Below are 19,832 nucleotides of genomic sequence, written 5' to 3'. Positions count from 1 at the left end.
AGCTTCTGGCCGTATGATGCAATGGACGTCAAAACTATTTAGTGGAAACCTGTACTACGATATGGAAACTCAGCACTTCTGCCGCACGTGCAATTGTCGTTGCGAAACAGGAAGTACTGTACCCCAAATTGGTTTAGCTTAACTTACAGTAAGCGCTCACTAACTTAGATCAAAAAACCTCCGTTTTAGGAGGTTTTTGCGTTTCTATGCGGCTTTGAGTGCTAGCTCGGCAACAATGGCGTCGCCATCAATCTTCACATCCCAACCATAGTTTGAGTATTCATTTGCTAGTGCCTGAGCAACATCTTTTGATACCGTTACGTGTGTCCATGAACCAATACCGTAAGGTTTATATGCGAGTTCTTGCGTTTTCATAATAGAGTCATCCTTTCTCTTTGATAATTCTATTATTCACTTTGGCCTATATCCTTTCTTTCGTTTCCGGCTCAACTTATTTGTTAATCGGGTCATTTCTATAATAATTTGTTAATAACCAGAGTTTGATTTATAAGGTTTCTTATCTATTTGTATGTGTTTATATCTGGCGTGAATATCATCCGTGCATTTAGTTTTTAAATGTGTGAGCGAGGTTTTCTTCGATTGCACTTGGTATGGAATATACTGAGCGGAATTTAGAATGTTTAAGGAATGTTATGTCTCAGCATCAGCTCGATCGTATCGATAAAGAGATACTAAGAATTCTGCATATGAAAGGGCGTTTACCTGTTGTTGAACTGGCAAAACAGGTCAACCTTACGACGTCACCTTGCTCTGATAGACTCAAGCGATTGGAGAAAGAGGGCTACATCACGGGCTATCATGCTGAGCTTTGTTCAGAAAAGCTGGGACTCGATGTTCAAGTCTTTATCCATATCCGTCTCGATCAGACTAGCTTTTCGATCTTCGACAAATTTGCCCAAGCCGTGGAAATGATGCCTGAGGTGGAAGAGTGCTACTCACTGTCGGGTGACTTTGACACCATGATCAAGGTTCGAGTGAAAGACATGAAGGCGTACCAAGCGTTTATGGCAACGAAGTTGGGCACCTTGCCTGGTGTGATTCAGACACGTAGTGAAGTGGTGATTGAAGAGCATAAAAAGGGCTTCGGCGTGAACCCTGAGTTGTTGGCAACTCTAAAATAGTGGCCTAATTTCGCTTACCAACGTGATTTAGATATAAAAAATGGAAGCAATAAGCTTCCATTTTTTGTTGAGCGTCAGATAAAGAGCAACCCGATAAACTTGTTCGCCTTAAAGCGTAATGGCCGCAGAGATTAAGCCAATCACACCACCGAATACACCGCCCCAAACGACCAACCAACCAAGGTGTTTCTTGATCATGGTCTGAACCATCTCTTTAACCAGCTTAGGTGTTAGTTCATTCAAGCGCTGATCGATGATCGCCTCAATGTTTTCTTTGATTTCATCCATCATCGCAGGCGATTCTAGCTCGTCTTTGATGGCATTTTTTACAGAATCACTCTTGCTGATTTCAATCACAGATTCTTGCATCTTCTCAACAAACGGCGCTTTCATTGGCTCTAGTGCTTCTGTGCCACCAAACATTGCCAACATACCGCCAAACTGAGAGTTCTCGATAACATGCACCAGTGAGTCGAATGCAGGGTTAAAGTCGATCTTCTGAATCACAGGCTCTAGATTGAGCGACTTTCCTGTCATCTCGCTGCTTAGGAAGCGGTCGATGTTACTTTCTGTAAAGAATTGCTCCATCATCAGTTGCTTGATGGCTGCCTTGAACTCTTCAAAGCGCGCTGGAATCACTCCAGAACCGTATAGGCCGGGTACTTTCTCGAACAACATGTGAATCGCAAGCCAGTTGGTGATGGCACCAGAAAAGGCGAATAGGCCTGCATAAAGCAAGTATTGGTTTGCTGTCGCATAGCCGCCAGCAAGCAGCGCTAACGCGATAACGTTAGTTAAGACACTTTTGTTCATGGTTGATCTCTAGAAAGAATATTGCGCGCATTTTAAGAAAAAAACGCCAAGAAAAAAACAAAAGGATCGATGAAGTTTATTGGACAGGTAGCAAAGAGCGCCAAATAGCAGGCATAAAAAAGGCTAGCCTCCCCCCGAAGTCTAGCCTTATTCCAGAACGCGCAAGCGAGGCGTCTTTGGTGTTAATGTCATTATATAATTACGACATAACATTCTGCCATGTGTAATTTACCGCTAATAAACAAATTGCTGTGAATCACATCGCACTTTTAAAATAGCACAAAAATTAAGCGTTTGTAGCTTGCTCAAGGTCATCGGCAATGAAGCCACCGGTTTGGTGATTCCATAGCTGCGCATAAATACCATTCTGGTTAATCAGCTCTTGGTGCGTGCCTTCTTCTACGATATTGCCGGCATCAAGCACGATCAGGCGATCCATCGCTGCGATGGTCGACAGGCGGTGTGCAATCGCAATAACCGTTTTGCCTTCCATTAGCTCAATCAAGCTCTCTTGAATCGCTGCCTCTACCTCAGAATCGAGTGCAGAAGTTGCTTCATCGAGAACCAATAGTGGTGCATTTTTCAAAAGAACACGTGAGATAGCGACACGTTGACGCTGACCACCAGAAAGCTTAACGCCACGTTCACCCACTTGAGCATCGTAACCAACGTTGCCAAACGGGTCGGTTAGCGTTTCGATAAACTCATGCGCGTGTGCCTGTTTAGTCGCCGCGTATACCTCTTCGTCTGATGCCTCTGGTCGACCGTAAAGAATGTTGTCTTTGATCGAACGGTGCAGCAGTGAAGTATCTTGGGTCACCATACCAATGTTGCTACGCAGAGAATCTTGAGTAACGCTCGAGATCTCTTGGTCATCAATCAGGATGCGGCCACTTTCTACATCGTGGAAACGCAAAAGTAAGTTAACTAGGGTCGATTTACCTGCACCTGAACGGCCAACCAAGCCCACTTTTTCACCCGGTTTGATGTTGAGGTTTAGGTTGTTGATCACCCCCTTATTCTCACCGTAGTTAAAGCTTACATTGTCGAAGTTGATACCGCCTTGTGGAACCTCCAGAGGCTTCGCGTCTTTCTTGTCTTCAATAGCAATAGGCTTAGACAGAGTTTTAATGCCGTCAATCACGGTACCAAGGTTCTCAAACAGACCACCAATTTCCCACATGATCCATTTCGATATGCCGTTAATACGCAGAGCCAAGCTGACCGCAATCGCGATTGCACCCACGGTGATTGCGCTATCTAGCCATAGGTAGATAGAGATACCCGCAATGCTGAACACCAATAGATAGTTAGCGAATTCCACGCAGATGTTGAAGCCGGTTACCAAGCGCATTTGGCGGTGCACAGTATCTAGGAAGCCTTCCATGCCTTCTTCGGCGTATTCGGTTTCTCTTTTACTGTGTGAGAACAATTTCACCGTCGCGATGTTGGTGTAACTATCGACAATACGACCTGTCATTAACGATCGCGCATCCGCTTGCTCTGAAGACACGTCTTTTAGCTTTGGCACGAAGTGCAGTTGAATACCGATGTAAACGAATAGCCAAATCAGCATCGGAGCCATCAAGCGCCAATCTGATTCAGCAAGCATGAACAGCATCGCCGTGAAGTAAACCGTCACGTAGACAAACACATCGACCATCTTGGTCACAGTTTCGCGCACTGCAAGCGAGGTTTGCATCACTTTGGTCGCGACACGTCCGGCGAAGTCATCTTGATAGAAGGACAGGCTTTGCTTCAAAAGGTAGCGGTGTGCTAACCAACGAATCGACATTGGGTAGTTGCCCAGCAAAGTTTGGTGAAGCAATAGCGAGTAAACACTGATCAAGATTGGCATCACAACCAACAGCAGAATACCGAGCCCCATCAATGTCGATTCGTTGTCTGCTAAGAAAGTGTCTGGGTTGCTTGTTGATAGCCAGTCGACCAATTGCCCCATGTAACCGAACAGCGCGACTTCGATGATCGCGATGGTCATGCTCATCAACCCGAGCAAAATCAATGGTTTTTCGAAACCTCGAGTGTAATGGCGGCAGAATGCCAGTATGCCAGTAGGAGGTTGTATCGGCTCTCCCTTTGGAAAGGCTTCAGTAAAGCCTTCAAATTTCTTGTACATAGATTTCCCTTTATAAACTAGTGCATCTATAAGCGACTGCATCGTTGGTGCAGCTTTGTTTTTATGGTCTTGATTCGAAATTTAACTGTCTTAGTTTGAAATTATATAAGCGCCCATGGGTTCTTATCAGTATTAAGTCATTCGATGGATTTTGTTCTAGCGCCTATTTAGGCACTTGGCTTTAAAACACTAAAACTTTGTCTAAGCGATACAGGAAAGGTCCAAAGAGTGTCTTTCATGACGCTTATTTTAGATTGAATTAGACAGGAAAAGTTAAGCTTATTTCAAACGTAATTGATTGTTATGCAACGGTGATAATCCTAACGTTAAATGGATTGAATTGTAATCAAAACTCGTGATGGGCGAGAAAATGGAATCAGAATATTTATCCATAAAGTGACTTAACGAATATGCATACAGTTGGTTCTTTCTGATGTGCTGTTATCTTGCAGTAAAAATTACCGATTAATCTAAGATCTGCAGTAATTGTTTGGGATAAATATTCAAATCAATATTCTTTTCAGTGAATCTTGTCGTAACAAGTTGTTTACAATTCTGAAGTAAATAAAAGATAGGGACGGTTGAAATGTTAAACCTACACAAAAAATCACTTCATATCACTAATGTTCAAAACGCCAATTGCGTTGTTATGGTGCCACCAAAAGAGTTTAAATTTAACGAAGAAACAGCACGTGATAACGAATTTCAGCACAGAGTTAATCTGACCGAAGCTGAGGTGAAAGTAGAAACGATGGCCGAATTTAAAGCTATGGTCGCTTCGTTGCGTAAAGAAGGTGTGCAAGTTGTAGAGTTTGATTACCCAGAATTGGGTGTCGAAACCCCTGACGCAGTGTTCCCAAACAACTGGTTCAGTACTTGTAGTGATGGAAGTTTATTCACTTTCCCTATGGCCTGTGAAAACCGTCAGAATGAAGTTAAGCCAAATGCTCTTATTGAAGCGTTAGAAGCGTCGGGTCGCATTGTTAACCATAGCGAGTCTCTAGAGTCTTACATCGCGCAAGGTTCTTATCTAGAGAGCACCGGTGTGATGGTTATCGATCACATCAATAAGACGATTTATGCGGCGCTTTCTCAGCGTTGCGACCGTGAAGTATTAGAAGATTATGCGAAGCGTATTGGTTATTCTCGCGTGGTTTCGTTCCAAACGGCATTACCGTCTGGTCAGCCGATTTATCACACCAATGTGATGATGGCGATTGGTGATAACTTCTGCGTGATCTGTGATGAAGTGATTCCTGAGTTTGAACGCCGCTTTGTGGTGAAATCTCTTGCAAAAGACAAGCAAGTTATCTCGATCTCGATCGATCAGATGAACCGATTCTGCGGCAACATTCTGCAATTGGAAACCGTGAATGGCGATAAGGTAATCGCGATGTCTCAATCGGCTTACGATGCGTTTTCTCCAGCCCAGTTAGCTCAGCTTTCGACGCATGGAAAACTGCTGCCATTTAACGTGAAAACGATTGAAGACATTGGCGGTGGTTCGGTGCGATGCATGTTGGGTGAGGTGTTTTTACCAACGCGAGTAAATCGTCTGTAACAAGCACTCACTTTCAGTAATGAATCTTTGAATACCACTCTTATCGCAGAGTGGTATTTTTGTTTTTGTCTTTCACATATAAGAGAACAGAGCTCGATACAGGAGTCAACGCGCAAAAGCTAATGGAAATAGGCTATGAAGCGTCCTTAAAAGCTCTGTGTTCGATGAACTGAGCCGACAGTGTTACGACTTCTTTGGAGTAGACGAGCGCCGTGTGGTTGAGTTTGAGGGCGTAAGTATCCGTTGCTCCTCTCAGGTTGGCGTCTTCGAGTGTGACTGTGCCATCGCCCGGGTTTCTTCCCAGAACAATACGTCCGACTCCGGCGTCGTAGGTACCTGTAATCACGCCAATCGGCACATCAATATCGTAGTCACCCAAGCCATCACTTAAGATCATTTTGCTCGAACCAAATATAAATCCAAGACCATGATTCGAAAGCGTTTTGGCTATGGTTGCCCCATTGTGCGGCGTACCTGCGGTAATAATGCAGGTGTCTGCAAAGTCGGGTTGGTAGAACTTAAAGTAGTGGCGAATCAGCAAGCCACCGAGTGAGTGACCAAAGAAATAGACCTCATCGTACTCATTAAAGCGAGCATTTACGAAGCGATTGAGGCGTTTGGCTGCAGAAGGGAAACGCAGCGAGTTGTAGGCAAATTTGTGCGTTGTAAAGCCGCGTTTTTTGAAGTTTCTATCCAGATATAGCATGATCAACGCAGGCATATATAGGCCATGAATTAAAACTATATGTTTGTTTTTATTATTCATTATTGCCCTCCGACTGATGGTGTTTTCAGTATATGGAGTCGCAATTCTAAACTCAACAAAACTTGCTGTGAATGGGACACAATAGACAGAGAGTGTCGTAGTGGCAGTTCGTTATTCTGACCTGACCCCGCCATAAACGTCTATAGTTAATCCCCCTTGTTTGGCATAAGTATTGGGTGTTAGGCCAATGGTTTTCTTGAGGTAACGAATTAGGTGCGGTTGGTCACTAAACCCAAATTGAAAGGCGACGTCCATCCAGTCGATGTCATCCAAATTTCTCTTATACAAGTATTCCAACATAGCTTCGAGTTTGTTCATCGATTGGCACTGTTTTAATGTCAGCCCTGTTACCTTGTTGAAGCTTCTCTCTAATGTTCTTTGCGAGCAAAACAGCTTGTCGCTAAGCTCTGCAATCGGCGTCGAATCAAGTACACCCAACACTTTGTGAGTGATTTCACTGTGTCTATCTGTTTTACCGGTCGATAACCATGGAAGTAGTAAATCATCCAGCTTCTGGCAACAAGCTTCAAAGTCGGTTTGAGCAAGCTTAATCAGTGACATCGTATCGACATCAGAGTTGTTTAGTAAATCTGCAAGGTCGATGGTATTGACGCGATCTAGGCTTGGGTGCGGGCAATCAGGGGTGACTAACGAATACAAAGCACCAACGTGGAACTTGATGCCCAAGTGAATAAACGGCTTCGAGTGATCAAGTTCAATGGCTTTGTGATGGGGCAGCAACAGGTGGCTGCCAACCCCTTGCTCGACTTGCTGCTCTATTGTGTAGTGATACGGCTGATCGCAGGGGGACAGGATTAAATGCGCTGAAGGGTCAGGGTTGAGTATCGGAAACTGATGAGTTTGGGCATCGGGCGTTTTCTCGATAAGCCAGTAGCAATCAATGAACTGAGCGATTTCAGGGGATTTTGGCGACTGTAACCAATTGATCATTCGAACTTCTATTTCTGATGAGTACTTTACCACTATATGTGGATATCGTTGTCTGTGACAGTTTTATCCATACTAATTGCTTGCGCTTGGCATCTTAGCTTCACTTCACACTGAGTGCGCATGCTCAGTGCGAGGTAAAGCTGAGTTTTCAACTAGCGAAAATCAAACTGTAAGATGCGATGCTTTGATGACAACCCAGCGCGTGTGATAGCTTTTTGCGCGCCAATATTGCTATTTTCTGTTGAACAGATAACTTCCAAATCTTGCTGGTTAGCGTGCTGCTTTAGAAAGTTAAGAACACGCGTTGCTAACCCTTTTCCGCGCTCTTGTTGAGCGACAATCATACCCAGGTCGGCAAACTGTGTTTGATGCTCATCGAACTTACGGCACTCACCGGCTGCGAGAACGCTGCCATTTTCCCAGTAGCCCCATAACTCTTGGCGGGCAATCAAATTGCCGTAGTAGCCGGTTAACCACTCTTTTGGCGCACCAATCGTTGATGAAGCAAATTCGACTAATTGATCGAGTTGTTCTTGCGTCGCGAGAGTCATCTCGATGTCTTCAATACGACCTGAATTACGACTAGAGTTAGCTTCTTGGTCTTGGCAATACATCAAGGAGTTCACCTTAAATGAATGGGTGTTATCCATGCATAGTGACAAGTATTGTGGTTCTGCCGTGCTTACGAATGCGCCTTTCACTTCACCAATCACAGAGCTGTTGTTTTCTACGATTAAGGTAAACAAGTCTTCTATATTGGTGTTGGCTGTTGGTGCTAGGTAGAATTGAAGTAAGTAACCTTCTCCGTTCAATACGCAATACCCCACAAGTTTGTCATCTTCGTAAAAGCCGTAATGGTCAGACATAGGTACAAAGCCAAAATGCCACATGCCATCGAGTGGAGCTGTAGATTCAGCAAAGTAAGCCGTTTTAAGTTCGCTTAAGTCGCTAAGTACTGAGATTTTTTTGATGTCTAACATCGCGTTAATTCCTGTTGTTTCGATTCGGTAGAGTGCGTGGTTGTCATCTTGTTCTCAGGTGCGTCAACGGACGATGAGATAAATTGATTAGCCAAGCCACGTTTCAATAGCAGCAATTGTAGGTGAGTACTCTAGATTGATATTGAATAAAAACGTCAGTTTTGAAAGGCGTGTAAGTATTAACAGGAGAGCTTATGTTAATTGAAAGAGGGCAAGATATCTTACCCTCTGTTGAACTTATTGATGTGGAAGTTCAACAGAGGGCGCATTACTTATCTGAGTCTTCAGCTTTGACGAGTTTTGTATCGACAGTTTCACTCTTTAACTCAGGATCAACTAATACCTTTATCACGCCTTTTTGTAGGATCAGGTTATTAGGGTAGGTGATAATGTTGCCCGAACTGTGTCGAAGAATAACATGGAACATGGTGATATCGATGATCACACCGCTGATGTCTTCGTCTTTCTCCGCGACTCTTACTCTGTCGCCAATGCGATAAGGGAAGACGAAAAATATTAGTACGCTGGCTGTGAGGTTACTTAGAATCGACCATTGCGCGAATAAAGCGACACCCAGCACCGCAAATATCGAAGACAAGAACAGAGAAATATCACCAAAACCCAAGTTAAGAACAATCGTAAACACAGCGATGAAGAGTAGAAACAGAACAATATTGAAACACTTAATCACGAACTGCTTTCGCTTCAATTCGACACGCTTATTTTCCGCTAATGTTTCTATCCAGTTCTTACCCAAGCGTTTGATCACCCAATACACAGTGATAAGAAGTAAACCTAAAACTACTTGTCTAAGCCACATATTGGATTGCAAAAACTCAACCATTAAATAAACCTCAATTTTTTCAAAATAACGACCTCTGCCGCTATGACCACGAGCAGCCCAACGCAAAATAGTGGAAATGCTATCGGGTTATCTGTTCCGGGTATCCCAGCGATATTGACACCCAGTAAACCGGTGAAAAACCCAGCAGGGAGGAAAATACCTGCAATGATAGAAAATAGGTACGTATTTCTATTCATTTTTTCAGCTTGTTGCTGACTTAGGCTCGCTAAAAATACATTAATTTGTTCGATGTAAAACTCAACAGACTCGTTAATTCTCAGGATGGTATCAAGGCTGTTCTTTATATGACTGTTGTGCTTACTCAATGGCGCAGGTAGGTCACTCATTAAATCTTCAAAAACGTATTTCTGTGGCTTCAAATAACGCCTTAGTCTGAGTAGCCTTGAATGTAGAGCGTTAATGGATCTTATGTCGATATTGGATGTAGATTCTAACTCGTCAATTAATAGTTCGACGGGTGCTAGGAAGGTTGAAATACTGTGGTTGATTCCACGGATCATGCCCAACAACACATCAGGTAATGATGTAGGGCCTTGGTTTTGTTTGAGATCAGATATCAGATTACTGACCGCTTTTGAAGGAACTTTACGTGTCGATATTAAAGTGCCTTTGTACCATAAGATGCGTAGGCTAAGCATGTCGTCAGGGTTAGCACCTTCGTTTAGATTAATGCCTCGCAGAATCATCAAAAAACAGTCGTGGCCAAATTGTTCGAACCGAGGGCGGGTGTCATCGGTGAGTAATGAATCGATGATGGCATTTGGAACCGTATTACTGTGGAGCCATTCTCTCAAACCGTCAGCATCTCTTTGGCAGTGATACCAAGTTGATTGCTCGAATGAGGCTGGGCTGGTGGTGTGTTCATGTGCCACCCCCTCAGAAAATTGCCAGCTTGAAATTATGAAAGCGTCCATTCATTTGTCCTTAATGATATGACGTAAACATTGATATTATGCGCCATTCAGGCGCGGTATTGAACTGAGCTTAATCGTGGTAAGTTCAATGAGCGATGTGAGTGAGATGAAGTCTAATAAGACATGTTGGTCTTTGGAGTACGACGGACTCTTCCATTATTGTCTCTATTAAATGTAGCTCATTGTTTCGTCGTTATAAATTAGCACTCTGGCTCCATGTTAGCGACGAAAAAAAAGAAAAGACCGAGGTCTTTTCTTTTTAGGGGAAGTTGAGGAGAGCTTGTTCAGGCAACTCGAGTTTTCCGATGGTTTACATAAGCAAAAACACTACCGACACGCAGCAAAAATGTCTTGGTTTTCTCGGTATTCTTTGGTTTGTACATCCATTAGGCCGAGTAAAGAATCGAACAGGTTATCTTGGGAGAAGCTCTGTTCTTTGCCTGCCTTTCTTAAGCAGGTCTGGTTTATCCCTTTCTGCTCGGCGAAACCATCAGACATCCATAGGATCATAGGCACATGGGTTTGCTCTTTCGGTGCCAATGAATAAGGCATGCCGTGTAAGTAGATGCCATTTTCTCCCAATGATTCTCCGTGATCGGAAATGTACATCAGCGCGACATTGTACTTATCGGTGAGTTTCTCTAGTTTCTGAATAGCCTGTGATAGAAAGAAATCTGTGTACAAGATGGTGTTGTCGTAGGTGTTGACCACTTGCTCTTTGGTGCAGTTTTCGATATCAGAACGTGGGCAGTCTGGCACAAACTTCTTATGATCTTCTGGGTATCGCTCAAAGTAAGTTGGGCCGTGAGATCCGGAGATATGATAGAAAATGATGCTATCTTGTTTAAGATCTTGAGTATCTTGTTCGAAGTTCTCTAGCATGGCTGTGTCATAACACACATCGTTATTACACAGCGGGTCGCTGTCTTTGGCGACGAGAGTCATCTCTTTGATTCGATGTGCGACCGCCTTGTCTCCACCATCGTGCTCTCGCCAGATAGAGTGAATGCCCGCGCGGTTCATAATGTCGACTACGTTATCTTGGTTGTAGGCTTTATCACGATCGTAGTTGCTGCGATTCATGTTAGAAAACATACACGGCACAGAAACCGCAGTGGCTGTTCCGCATGACTGAACATCAGAGAAAAAGATCGGGTTATAGGGTTTGGTATGAGCATTGGTTTCTTTCTCATAGCCATAATATTGGTAGTTATATACACGTGCCGTTTCACCAAGAACAAACACCAATAAGGTTGGTTTTTCAGCTTGTTTAGCTTCTGGTTTTAGCTGCGCATCTAAGCCGATTTCTTGGTAAGGAATCGGTTCTTTGATGTAAGTATTGTTGATGTATTTTGCGGTTGAAGCGACGTATTCGGTCGGAATGATCATCTTTTTAAGATGAGAGTTATTACGACCAATCGATGCGTAATCTTTGTAAAACAACCCGGCAATGATGGCAATGACGATCAACGAAGAGAGCAATCCAATCGCCTTCCAAATAGCAAAATCTTTCCAAGATTCTTTTTCAAGATCCGTAAATAAAAGCAGCAGTGACGGGACTCCTCCCATCAGAACAAACCATAAAATAGAATAGCTGCTTAGGTAGCTAGCAGCCTCTCCGCTGTTGGTTTCGAAGACGTTTTCTATCATTCCATAGTCTACAAAAATGCCGTAGTTGAACATGCTGTAGCTGACTAAAGAGGAAGTAAGTAGTAACAAGATAAAAAAAGCTTTGGCGAATATCGGCCAGTTGAATACTTGAAAGATAAAGTTGAATGCGGCGAGAAAGAAAAATGGGATCGAGATGATAAACCCAATGCTTTCGGCTTGTGAGGCACTAAGAATATTGAACAGTTCGCGTGAGATAGGCAAGTTAATGACAAGCAGGTAATACACGGCCAACACAAAAGGCAGCTTGTTTATCGACATGTTAAAGCTTGGTAGATTCATAGGTCTTGTTTTCCTGCGTCTCTTATCCCTTTATTTTAGTCTCGCTACCAAGAAAGCTCTAATATCAACGCATAAAGCTCAGTAAGTAATGGTGAGCGATAAACCGGCTAAAGTGAAATGACGCGATAGTGCGTGTAGAAACAAAAAATTCACTTTACTGAGTGACCTTCATGACAAGGTGGAACAGCAAAGTGAATTAGTATGTTCAGCTTATTCTATGTGGTTCAATCACATTAGAAGTTGTAAGAACCACCGAAGCTAATGCTGTTGAAGGCAAGTGTTTTGTCTTCTTTCTTAAAGCCGTAGTCGTTCTCAACACTCACTGCGTCTGCTTGTGAGATTAGGCGTAGTGTTAGATGTTCGATTGGCGTGTATTCAACACCAACACCAAAGTGGAAACCGGTACCGCTATCGTCATCATATAGAGCTGCGTTATTTGCGTTTAGGTCAACAGAGCTTAAACCTGCAAGCACGAATGGACGAATCGTGTTGTCGAACGTATAACCTAGGTTTGCTGATAACGAAATAGAAGTTGGCGACAGTTTTGCAGCACCTTTTTTGTAGTCTGCGTAATCGTTGTAGCCAAGTTCAACACCAACGATACGGTTGAACTGGTAGCCACCATATAGGTTGTAACCCATGCCGTCTGAGTCTAGGTTGCCTTGACCGTCTGTATCAGAATCTTGGTACACACCAAGGCCGCCACCGATGTACGCACCGCCGTCAGTACCTGCAGCTAAAGCTGGAAGAGAAACTGCGCTGATTAAACCCAGTGCTAATGCTGATTTTGTTATCTTGTTCATTTTTGTTACTCACTCTTAAATGTCATGCCAGTATCAATTATTTTTGTTTTGCGACCTTTCGACCGTTGGTGAGCATTATTCCGTAGTCTTATACGTATTACTGTATGGCTTTGTAAGCTAAATCGTTACATAGTAGATAAAATGCTCATCCGGTTGCTTAGTGAGTTAGGCTGCCAAAAACAAGGAATACACATGCTAATGAAATAAAATACATGTTTGGTGGTTGTGGACGTGCAAGGTAAGCTTGCACGCCTTGTTGATGAGAGTGAGACACTTATTTCTAACTGTGGAAAGTTGATTAAGGGCGCACAGGTTTTGGGTCTGCCAATTATTCGTTTGGAGCAGAATCCAGAGAAGCTAGGTGCGACGGTTGATGAACTCAATGACCTTTTGAGTGATGCTAAACCAATACCTAAATTCACGTTTAACGCGTGTGATGAGCCCAAGTTTGTTGAGGCGGTTCAAACCAAGGATGTAGAGACTTGGTTGGTGTGGGATTGAGGCTCATATTTGTGTTTATCAAACCGCATTGGGTTTGTTGGAGCTTGGGTACAGGGTTCAGGTAGTTGGCGACTGTATTGGTTCACGGACAGCATTGAATAAGAAGTTGGCTATCAGCCGATTACAGGACGCTGGTGTCCAAATTACGGGATTAGAAATGAGCTTATACGAGCTAGTGAAAGATTGCCGCGCACCAGAATTTAAGCTCATTCTATCCTTGATTCGTTAATCACCGAGAGGCTGTCTGTCGCCCCCACCTCGGTAGGAATCTAACGCAACCTTCAAGCGACGCAGCTTGTCGCGCGAGCGATTCTTATGATTGACCGCGATTCCCATAGAAAGCACATCCACTAACGCCAACATGGCGTAGCGAGAAGCCGACGGTTTGTAGATGAAGTCAGTTTCCATATGCTTGATGGGTAACAAGATATCGGCAATCTTTGCCAGTGGTGTATCTTTTGGGGTAATCGCTATGATCTTAAGCCCGTACTGTTTCGCCAGCTCTGCAGTTTCGGTGATCACAGGCGTGAAACCGGTCGCGGAGATCATCACCATCACATCATTGGCGTCTGCTGTCGCGGCAACCATACGTGACATTAAGCCATCGTTGTACGACACCACGGGATAGCCCAAACGAAACAGTCGGTGTTGCAGTTCTTGAGAAGCGATGGTCGAGCCACCACCCATGCCAATAGCAATGATTTGTCTGGCGTTATGCAGCCAGCTGACTGCGGTTTCAACGTCTTGCTCTTTGAACAAGGTGCGGTTGATGTCTAGGCTCTGCTTGATCGATTCGTAGATACCTTGATAACCCGTTTGGTCAACCGGTTCGAGAATAAAACGCTGGCCAACTGTCAGTGTTTGAGCAAGCTTGATCTTCATATCACGTACGTTGCTGCAGCCGATAGCCTTAGCAAAACGTGTAATGGTGGCTTCACTGACTTGAGCGCTTTCAGCAAGCTCTGTGATGCTGGCATTGGCAGCAAAATCAATGTCGTCCATGATCAGCTTAGCGACTTTTTTCTCTGCATCACGAAGAGCGGGAAAACGCTCCGTTATCTGTGAAATGATATCTACTTCTAAACTCAAGAATCCTGATCCTTTGTTGATGGGGCTAATCGTTATCACCTAGTTATTAAGAACCTAGCTCGTAAGAAGCAAGCTCTTTAGCTTTTTATGAGCACTAATCCATTAAAAACTAAGCCTTAGCCCCGTTAGTATATCTTATTGCTTCGCTGATTCTAGCTTATTGAAAAATCGAACTAGAAGCAGGTTTCCACCCAGTTTGTTACCTGATGGTCGTCATCGCTGATGGCAATGTAGCGCCACTTATCGAAGGTTAAACACGGGTGTGAGGTTGAGAATGCAATCATGTCGCCCACTTCAATTTCAGAAGAGCCGTCCGTTTCAACAAAGGTATGCTGATCCATCACGGCGGTCGCAGTCAGCCCTTTCACAGAGATAGCTTCGCCATTGCGATAGCCGCGTTCGGCAATAGGTAACCCCGCATCAAAGGCCACATCACGCTTGCCTAGCCCAACAACTAGTTTGGTCGGTTCTGGGCGAGAGATTACATACGCCCATACCTCAAGTGCCGATTCCAGATCTCCACCCAATTCGCACGCGTAACCTTGGTTTACTTGGGCACGCTGCAACACCTTGCTTTGAGCGTCTAGGTAGATACCTGTGTCGTGAATCGCGTAACAGCCCGGGCGGATGATCGCCAAGTAATCGGTTAGGTTCGCTAAACATTCTGCAACCACGTCATACCAAGCCGAACCTGCACCAGTGATGATAGGTTGACCGGTAATTAAACCGTCTGATGCGAGGCTTTCGACCGAGGTCAGCGCTTGGTTTAAGAAGGTACGAATGTCTTGCTCGGCATTGTCGCCATGAATCACGCCCTCATACACCTCAATACCCGCTAGCGAAAGTGCAGGCGTATCTTGAATGGTTTGAGCCAGTTCTAAAACTTCTTGAGGTGAACGACAACCACAACGGCCACCCGGAACACCAAACTCGATTAGAGCTTTTAGCGTCTGCTTTTTGTTGGCGAAGTATTGGTTGAGTTGCTGCACGTTTACCGATGAATCCACACAGCAATAGAAATCAACGTCGAACTCACTAATAAGCTGTTCGATGATCGCCATGTTGGTTTTACCTACCAATTGGTTAGCCATGATGATTCTTTTTGCGCCTGCCATTGCTGCAATTTCTGCTTGTGCAGGTGTCGCAACGGTAATTCCCCAAGCGCCATTTTCTAGCTGTTGACGGAAGAAATCAGGCGTCATCGATGTTTTGCCATGTGGCGACAATTTAACCTGATGATGCTCGGCGAATGATTGCATCCAATTCAGGTTATTGGTCAACGCTGATTGTTTGATAATTGCTACCGGAAGCGAAATGTCTTCATCAACCAGTCGATAAACACCGTTCTCAGATTGTGATACTGCTCTCCCTTTTTGGCCTTTTTCAGTCAAGATGAAACTATCTTTTTGATACTTTATAACATCTTTTTGTGCAGGGTTATGTTTCATTGCTGATTCCTAACATGATTTAAGTGGTTGTTATTTAATGTTTAAATATATCTGTAATGTGTTTTGTGATAGAAACTATCACACAAATTAAAATATTATGTGTGTTTTGTCACTGAAAATAATCGGCTGGATTTCTAATATAGCTCCATCAACACAGTGGATTGAGAGAGTGAGAAATGTTGTTCGATACGATAATTAAAAATGTAGAGGTGTTTGATGGCACCGGCGAACAATCGTTTTGTGCCGATGTAGCAATCCGAGATGGAAAAATCGCCGAAATTGGCAAAGTCGATCATGAAGATTGTAGCCAGTTGGTTGAGGGAGCAGGCTTAGCATTGGCTCCTGGATTCATCGATGTACACACACACGACGATACCAATGTAATTCGTTACCCAGACTGCCTACCAAAGATCAGCCAAGGCGTGACAACCGTAATTGTTGGCAACTGTGGCATCAGCGCATCGCCAACGGTTTTGGCGGGCGATCCACCAGACCCAATGAACCTATTAGGCGCGCAGGCTGATTTCAAATACCCAACCTTTGCCGCGTATGCACAAGCCGTAGAGCAAGCGCAACCAGCGGTGAACGTAGCAGCGTTAGTTGGCCACACCACACTGCGTAACCAAGTGATGGACGACCTACAACGCACCGCAAGCGAAGAAGAAATCGCGGTAATGCAAACCAACCTTGATTTAGCGATGGAACAGGGTGCACTGGGTTTGAGTTCAGGTTTGGCTTACGCCAGCGCGAAACAAGCTAATGCCAACGAAGTGATGCAGTTAGCGAAAGTGCTTTCTAGCCATGGCGGCATCTATACCACGCATATGCGTACCGAATTTGAAGAGATCTTAAGCGCGATGGAAGAAGCGTTTGAGACTGGGCAATACGCGAAAGTACCGGTTGTTATCTCTCACCTTAAATGTGCAGGTGCAGGTAACTGGGGCAGAACCGTTGAAGTACTTGATTTGATGGACAAGGTTTCTGAGCACCAAGATGTGTCTTGCGACTGCTACCCATACTCAGCGAGCTCTTCGACATTAGATTTGAAACAGGTGACGGACGATTTCGATATCTTCATTACTTGGTCTAAAGCAAAGCCAGAACATGCAGGCAAAACGCTTAAGCAGATTGCTGATGAGATGAACCTACCACTGATGGACGCAGCAAAAGCGCTTCAACCAGCCGGTGCGGTTTACCACTGCATGGATGAGAACGACGTAAAGCGCGTATTGAAATACAAGCTGACCATGGTTGGTTCTGATGGTTTACCCAATGACCCGCATCCACATCCAAGATTGTGGGGCACCTTCCCGAAAGTCTTAGGTCATTACTGCCGAGATGAAAAACTGTTTGCGCTACCAGAAGCGATTCACAAAATGACCGGAATGTCTGCGAAGCGCTATAACCTCGCGGGAAGAGGTGAGATTCGCCAAGACGCATTTGCCGATTTAGTTTTATTTGACCCAAAGAATATTAAAGACACAGCAACATTTGAAAATCCTATGTCAGTTGCTGAGGGAATCGAAAGTGTATTTGTAAATGGTGAGTTAACTTACCAAAAAGGAAAAGTGAAAAATAATCGTTCAGGCGTTTTTATTTACCGTAATTAGAATTTAATTATTTTATTAGATATACAGTAATAAGAAAACGACGAATTAATTTAAATATATTGGAACAGAACCAATATTATCTATAAAGAAGTGGAGTTAAAAAATGACTATTAAACGTTACGGTGTTGAAGGCGGTACAGGTACAGGCGGACAACATTTACCATTTGCACGCGCAACTGAAGCGGGTGGTTTCCTATACGTTTCTGGCCAGACACCGATGACAGATGGTGAAGTGGTAGAGGGTGGCATTGTTGACCAGTCTCGCCTAGCGATCCAAAACTGTGTCGATATCATGACTGAAGCGGGCTACGGCCTAGAAGACGTAATGCACGTAAAGGTTGTACTGACAGATTCTCGTTACTTCCAATCTTTTAATAAGGTATTCAAAGAGTTCTTTGGTGCTAATCCACCGGCACGTATCTGCATGGTTTGCGACCTAGTTGTAGACGTGAAAGTTGAAGTAGATGTGACTTGCTACCGCGCTGATCGCGTTTAGTTATAACCTAATCACAATAACCTACTTAGAGAGTATTAGGGCGTAGTCATCCCTGTTATTATTCCTTAATACTCTCACCCTACATTTATAAAAATTACTTTAATTAAAATATACAAAATGAATAAAGTAATTATATGAAATATAAAATGAATGAATCATAAATAAAAGTTCAGGAATGAGCTTAATATTTCACTGAGAGGTGTCAAATGAACAGCACTCTTTTTCTTACAGGCTTCGGCGTGTACGTATGTTTTTTAATTTGGTTAGGCTGGTTTGTCTCGCGTAATCAAAAATCTGGCGAAGATTTCTTATTAGGCGGCCGTGGCCTGCCACTATTTTTAGTACTTGGTACAACAGTCGCGACGATGGTCGGTACGGGTTCAAGTATGGGCGCGGTTGGCTTCGGCTACGCAAATGGCTGGGCAGGTGCTCTGTACGGAATTGGCGGTGCTGTGGGCATCCTATTGCTTGCACTTTGGTTTGCTCCGGTTCGTAAACTGAACTTCATGACCATGAGTGAAGAGCTGGCTTATTACGTTGGCGCTAACCGAATCGTAAAAAACGTGGTTGGCCTACTTATCTTTATCGCGTCAATCGGTTGGTTAGGTGCGCACATTCTAGGTGGCGGCATGTACCTAGCGTGGATTGCAGACATCGACCTTAACCTTGCGAAAATTATTATTGCTGCAGCTTTCACTATCTACGTTGTTATCGGTGGTTACACAGCAGTTGTATGGACCGATACGATTCAAGCAATCATCCTTTTTGCTGGCTTCATCCTAATGGCGGTAATGTCTGTTGATCACATTGGTGGCATGGATAACCTTTACGCTGCGATGGACCCTGCTGCTACAAGCTTTTTAGCAATCGATAAACTGGGCATTCTGCCTGCTGTTTCTCTGGCTGTGGTTATCGGTGTGGGCGTACTTGCAACACCTTCATTCCGTCAGCGTATCTACTCTGGTAAAGATGTTTCAACTATCCGTCGCTCATTTGTCGCTTCTGGTGTGTTGTACCTTTTCTTCTCTATTATTCCAGCAATCATTGGTATGGCTGCGCACGCAATCGACCCATCATTGGATAACCCGAACTACTCGTTCCCATACGTAGCTGCAACGGTTCTTCCAGTTGGCGTAGGCATGATTGTTCTTATCGCAGGTCTATCTGCAACCATGTCGAGTGCAAGCTCAGATGCGATTGCCGGTGTATCTATCCTACTGCGTGACGTGTACGTGATGTTCACAGGCCGCGTACCAAACAAAGAATCAATGTTGAACTACTCTCGTCTAGCTTTGGTTGTGGTGATTGGCTTCGCACTACTGTTCGCACTGACGTCAAACGACATCATTGGCTACATCACTAAGATGATTTCAACGGTTATGTCGGGCATGTTTGTGTGCGGTATGTTGGGTAAATTCTGGAAACGCTACAACTGGCAAGGTGCGCTTGCAACACTAGCGGGTGCTTCTGTAGCTTCATTCGTAGTAATGTTAAACGCTGACTACACAGCCTTCTGGGGCAACCCAGTTATCCCATCATGTCTGTTTGCTCTAACGGCAGGTGTGGTTGTGAGCCTAGTGACTCCGGCTAACCAAGTAACACCTGAAATGGCAAAAGCGATTCTTGATGACGAGCGTGCTCTGATGGAGATGGAAATGTCTGAGACTGGCGTACTTGAAGAAGAAGCGGCACCTCAACGTCCTGCAAATCAAACAAGCTAAACCTAGTCTCCACAACTGGTTTGCTTAATTCAGGCCCTGCTTAACGGTAGGGCCTTTTCTAAAGTCAATTATCTCTATTTTTAGG

At 44.1% G+C, this 19,832-nt stretch carries 17 protein-coding genes and 1 pseudogene; 6 read left to right on the top strand and 12 right to left on the bottom strand.

Translation table 11 applies throughout. The features are described 5' to 3' along the window. Positions 1–204: 204 nt before the first annotated feature. Complete coding sequence (locus AB4329_RS12415) at positions 205–375, bottom strand: hypothetical protein (RefSeq protein WP_017061196.1); 171 nt, start codon at positions 373–375, stop codon at positions 205–207. 278 nt (positions 376–653) lie between these two features. Here AB4329_RS12415 and AB4329_RS12410 point away from each other — a divergent pair, with 278 nt between their 5' ends. Beyond that, a complete protein-coding gene (locus AB4329_RS12410; RefSeq protein ID WP_004732526.1) occupies positions 654–1,142 on the top strand; it encodes an Lrp/AsnC family transcriptional regulator in 489 nt (162 codons plus the stop codon). A 108-nt stretch (positions 1,143–1,250) separates the two neighbouring features. Here AB4329_RS12410 and AB4329_RS12405 read toward each other — a convergent pair whose 3' ends face one another. Together AB4329_RS12405 and AB4329_RS12400 are read right to left on the bottom strand one after the other, a co-directional pair. Next, positions 1,251–1,955: a hypothetical protein gene (locus AB4329_RS12405; RefSeq protein ID WP_017065155.1), complete on the bottom strand. Its 705-nt coding sequence runs from the start codon at positions 1,953–1,955 to the stop codon at positions 1,251–1,253. 286 nt (positions 1,956–2,241) lie between these two features. Beyond that, the gene (locus AB4329_RS12400; RefSeq protein ID WP_372138451.1) at positions 2,242–4,092 is read right to left on the bottom strand and encodes an ABC transporter ATP-binding protein; all 1,851 of its coding nucleotides are present in this window, start codon (positions 4,090–4,092) and stop codon (positions 2,242–2,244) included. Positions 4,093–4,678: 586 nt separating this feature from the next. On the opposite strand from AB4329_RS12400, the gene AB4329_RS12395 reads away from it, so the two are divergent. After that, positions 4,679–5,653 carry an arginine deiminase-related protein gene (locus AB4329_RS12395; RefSeq protein ID WP_017061193.1) on the top strand — a complete coding sequence of 325 codons (975 nt, stop codon included), beginning with the start codon at positions 4,679–4,681 and terminating at the stop codon, positions 5,651–5,653. A gap of 133 nt (positions 5,654–5,786) precedes the next feature. On the opposite strand, the gene AB4329_RS12390 is transcribed toward AB4329_RS12395, so the two are convergent. The 7 genes from AB4329_RS12390 to AB4329_RS12360 form a co-directional block, all read right to left on the bottom strand. Then, positions 5,787–6,419 carry a triacylglycerol lipase gene (locus AB4329_RS12390; RefSeq protein ID WP_137001602.1) on the bottom strand — a complete coding sequence of 211 codons (633 nt, stop codon included), beginning with the start codon at positions 6,417–6,419 and terminating at the stop codon, positions 5,787–5,789. Between the two features lie 111 nt (positions 6,420–6,530). Then, the gene (locus AB4329_RS12385) at positions 6,531–7,370 is read right to left on the bottom strand and encodes an AraC family transcriptional regulator (RefSeq protein WP_017062012.1); all 840 of its coding nucleotides are present in this window, start codon (positions 7,368–7,370) and stop codon (positions 6,531–6,533) included. A gap of 152 nt (positions 7,371–7,522) precedes the next feature. Then, entirely contained in the window at positions 7,523–8,350 is an 828-nt protein-coding gene (locus AB4329_RS12380; protein WP_065584472.1) for a GNAT family N-acetyltransferase, read from the bottom strand. A gap of 268 nt (positions 8,351–8,618) precedes the next feature. Continuing rightward, a complete protein-coding gene (locus AB4329_RS12375) occupies positions 8,619–9,194 on the bottom strand; it encodes a mechanosensitive ion channel family protein (protein ID WP_372138449.1) in 576 nt (191 codons plus the stop codon). Beyond that, positions 9,194–10,129, bottom strand: coding sequence for a CorA family divalent cation transporter (locus AB4329_RS12370; RefSeq protein WP_017062015.1), 936 nt, complete (start codon positions 10,127–10,129; stop codon positions 9,194–9,196). The genes AB4329_RS12375 and AB4329_RS12370 overlap by 1 nt, the downstream gene beginning before the upstream one ends. 327 nt (positions 10,130–10,456) lie before the next feature. Beyond that, a complete protein-coding gene (locus tag AB4329_RS12365) occupies positions 10,457–12,079 on the bottom strand; it encodes a phosphoethanolamine transferase (protein WP_372138447.1) in 1,623 nt (540 codons plus the stop codon). A 233-nt stretch (positions 12,080–12,312) separates the two neighbouring features. Further along, on the bottom strand, positions 12,313–12,882 hold the full coding sequence (locus AB4329_RS12360; protein ID WP_372122800.1) for a porin family protein: 570 nt from the start codon (positions 12,880–12,882) through the stop codon (positions 12,313–12,315). A gap of 216 nt (positions 12,883–13,098) precedes the next feature. Here AB4329_RS12360 and AB4329_RS12355 point away from each other — a divergent pair. Then, positions 13,099–13,612 (top strand): annotated as a pseudogene (locus AB4329_RS12355) (hydrolase). Here the strand turns inward: AB4329_RS12355 and AB4329_RS12350 are convergent. Both AB4329_RS12350 and AB4329_RS12345 read right to left on the bottom strand, forming a co-directional pair. Continuing rightward, positions 13,609–14,472: a MurR/RpiR family transcriptional regulator gene (locus tag AB4329_RS12350; protein ID WP_017065163.1), complete on the bottom strand. Its 864-nt coding sequence runs from the start codon at positions 14,470–14,472 to the stop codon at positions 13,609–13,611. The pseudogene AB4329_RS12355 and the gene AB4329_RS12350 overlap by 4 nt on opposite strands. Positions 14,473–14,645: 173 nt before the next feature. Next, on the bottom strand, positions 14,646–15,920 hold the full coding sequence (locus AB4329_RS12345; protein WP_372138445.1) for an amino acid deaminase: 1,275 nt from the start codon (positions 15,918–15,920) through the stop codon (positions 14,646–14,648). 176 nt (positions 15,921–16,096) lie between these two features. Here AB4329_RS12345 and AB4329_RS12340 point away from each other — a divergent pair, with 176 nt between their 5' ends. The 3 genes from AB4329_RS12340 to AB4329_RS12330 all read left to right on the top strand — a co-directional run bounded on the left by AB4329_RS12340 (position 16,097) and on the right by AB4329_RS12330 (position 19,747). Next, positions 16,097–17,530 carry an amidohydrolase family protein gene (locus AB4329_RS12340; RefSeq protein ID WP_102398392.1) on the top strand — a complete coding sequence of 478 codons (1,434 nt, stop codon included), beginning with the start codon at positions 16,097–16,099 and terminating at the stop codon, positions 17,528–17,530. A 103-nt stretch (positions 17,531–17,633) separates the two neighbouring features. After that, positions 17,634–18,026: a RidA family protein gene (locus tag AB4329_RS12335; RefSeq protein WP_017065166.1), complete on the top strand. Its 393-nt coding sequence runs from the start codon at positions 17,634–17,636 to the stop codon at positions 18,024–18,026. A gap of 206 nt (positions 18,027–18,232) precedes the next feature. Next, positions 18,233–19,747 (top strand): sodium:solute symporter family protein, encoded by a 1,515-nt coding sequence (locus AB4329_RS12330; protein WP_048660497.1) that lies wholly within the window; start codon positions 18,233–18,235, stop codon positions 19,745–19,747. Positions 19,748–19,832: the final 85 nt, after the last annotated feature.

Origin of the sequence: Vibrio sp. 10N.261.54.A5 (assembly GCF_041471145.1) — a bacterium.
Taxonomy (GTDB): Bacteria; Pseudomonadota; Gammaproteobacteria; order Enterobacterales; family Vibrionaceae; genus Vibrio; species Vibrio crassostreae_C.
The sequence above is the reverse complement of the archived record's forward strand: the minus strand, read 5'-3'. Positions and strand labels throughout refer to the sequence as shown.

Bases quoted from the DNA above. Each gene is read 5' to 3' on its own strand.
- AB4329_RS12415 (WP_017061196.1), bottom strand. From the start codon at position 375: ATGAAAACGCAAGAACTCGCATATAAACCTTACGGTATTGGTTCATGG.
- AB4329_RS12410 (WP_004732526.1), top strand. From the start codon at position 654: ATGTCTCAGCATCAGCTCGATCGTATCGATAAAGAGATACTAAGAATT.
- AB4329_RS12405 (WP_017065155.1), bottom strand. From the start codon at position 1,955: ATGAACAAAAGTGTCTTAACTAACGTTATCGCGTTAGCGCTGCTTGCT.
- AB4329_RS12400 (WP_372138451.1), bottom strand. From the start codon at position 4,092: ATGTACAAGAAATTTGAAGGCTTTACTGAAGCCTTTCCAAAGGGAGAG.
- AB4329_RS12395 (WP_017061193.1), top strand. From the start codon at position 4,679: ATGTTAAACCTACACAAAAAATCACTTCATATCACTAATGTTCAAAAC.
- AB4329_RS12390 (WP_137001602.1), bottom strand. From the start codon at position 6,419: ATGAATAATAAAAACAAACATATAGTTTTAATTCATGGCCTATATATG.
- AB4329_RS12385 (WP_017062012.1), bottom strand. From the start codon at position 7,370: ATGATCAATTGGTTACAGTCGCCAAAATCCCCTGAAATCGCTCAGTTC.
- AB4329_RS12380 (WP_065584472.1), bottom strand. From the start codon at position 8,350: ATGTTAGACATCAAAAAAATCTCAGTACTTAGCGACTTAAGCGAACTT.
- AB4329_RS12375 (WP_372138449.1), bottom strand. From the start codon at position 9,194: ATGGTTGAGTTTTTGCAATCCAATATGTGGCTTAGACAAGTAGTTTTA.
- AB4329_RS12370 (WP_017062015.1), bottom strand. From the start codon at position 10,129: ATGGACGCTTTCATAATTTCAAGCTGGCAATTTTCTGAGGGGGTGGCA.
- AB4329_RS12365 (WP_372138447.1), bottom strand. From the start codon at position 12,079: ATGAATCTACCAAGCTTTAACATGTCGATAAACAAGCTGCCTTTTGTG.
- AB4329_RS12360 (WP_372122800.1), bottom strand. From the start codon at position 12,882: ATGAACAAGATAACAAAATCAGCATTAGCACTGGGTTTAATCAGCGCA.
- AB4329_RS12345 (WP_372138445.1), bottom strand. From the start codon at position 15,920: ATGAAACATAACCCTGCACAAAAAGATGTTATAAAGTATCAAAAAGAT.
- AB4329_RS12340 (WP_102398392.1), top strand. From the start codon at position 16,097: ATGTTGTTCGATACGATAATTAAAAATGTAGAGGTGTTTGATGGCACC.
- AB4329_RS12335 (WP_017065166.1), top strand. From the start codon at position 17,634: ATGACTATTAAACGTTACGGTGTTGAAGGCGGTACAGGTACAGGCGGA.
- AB4329_RS12330 (WP_048660497.1), top strand. From the start codon at position 18,233: ATGAACAGCACTCTTTTTCTTACAGGCTTCGGCGTGTACGTATGTTTT.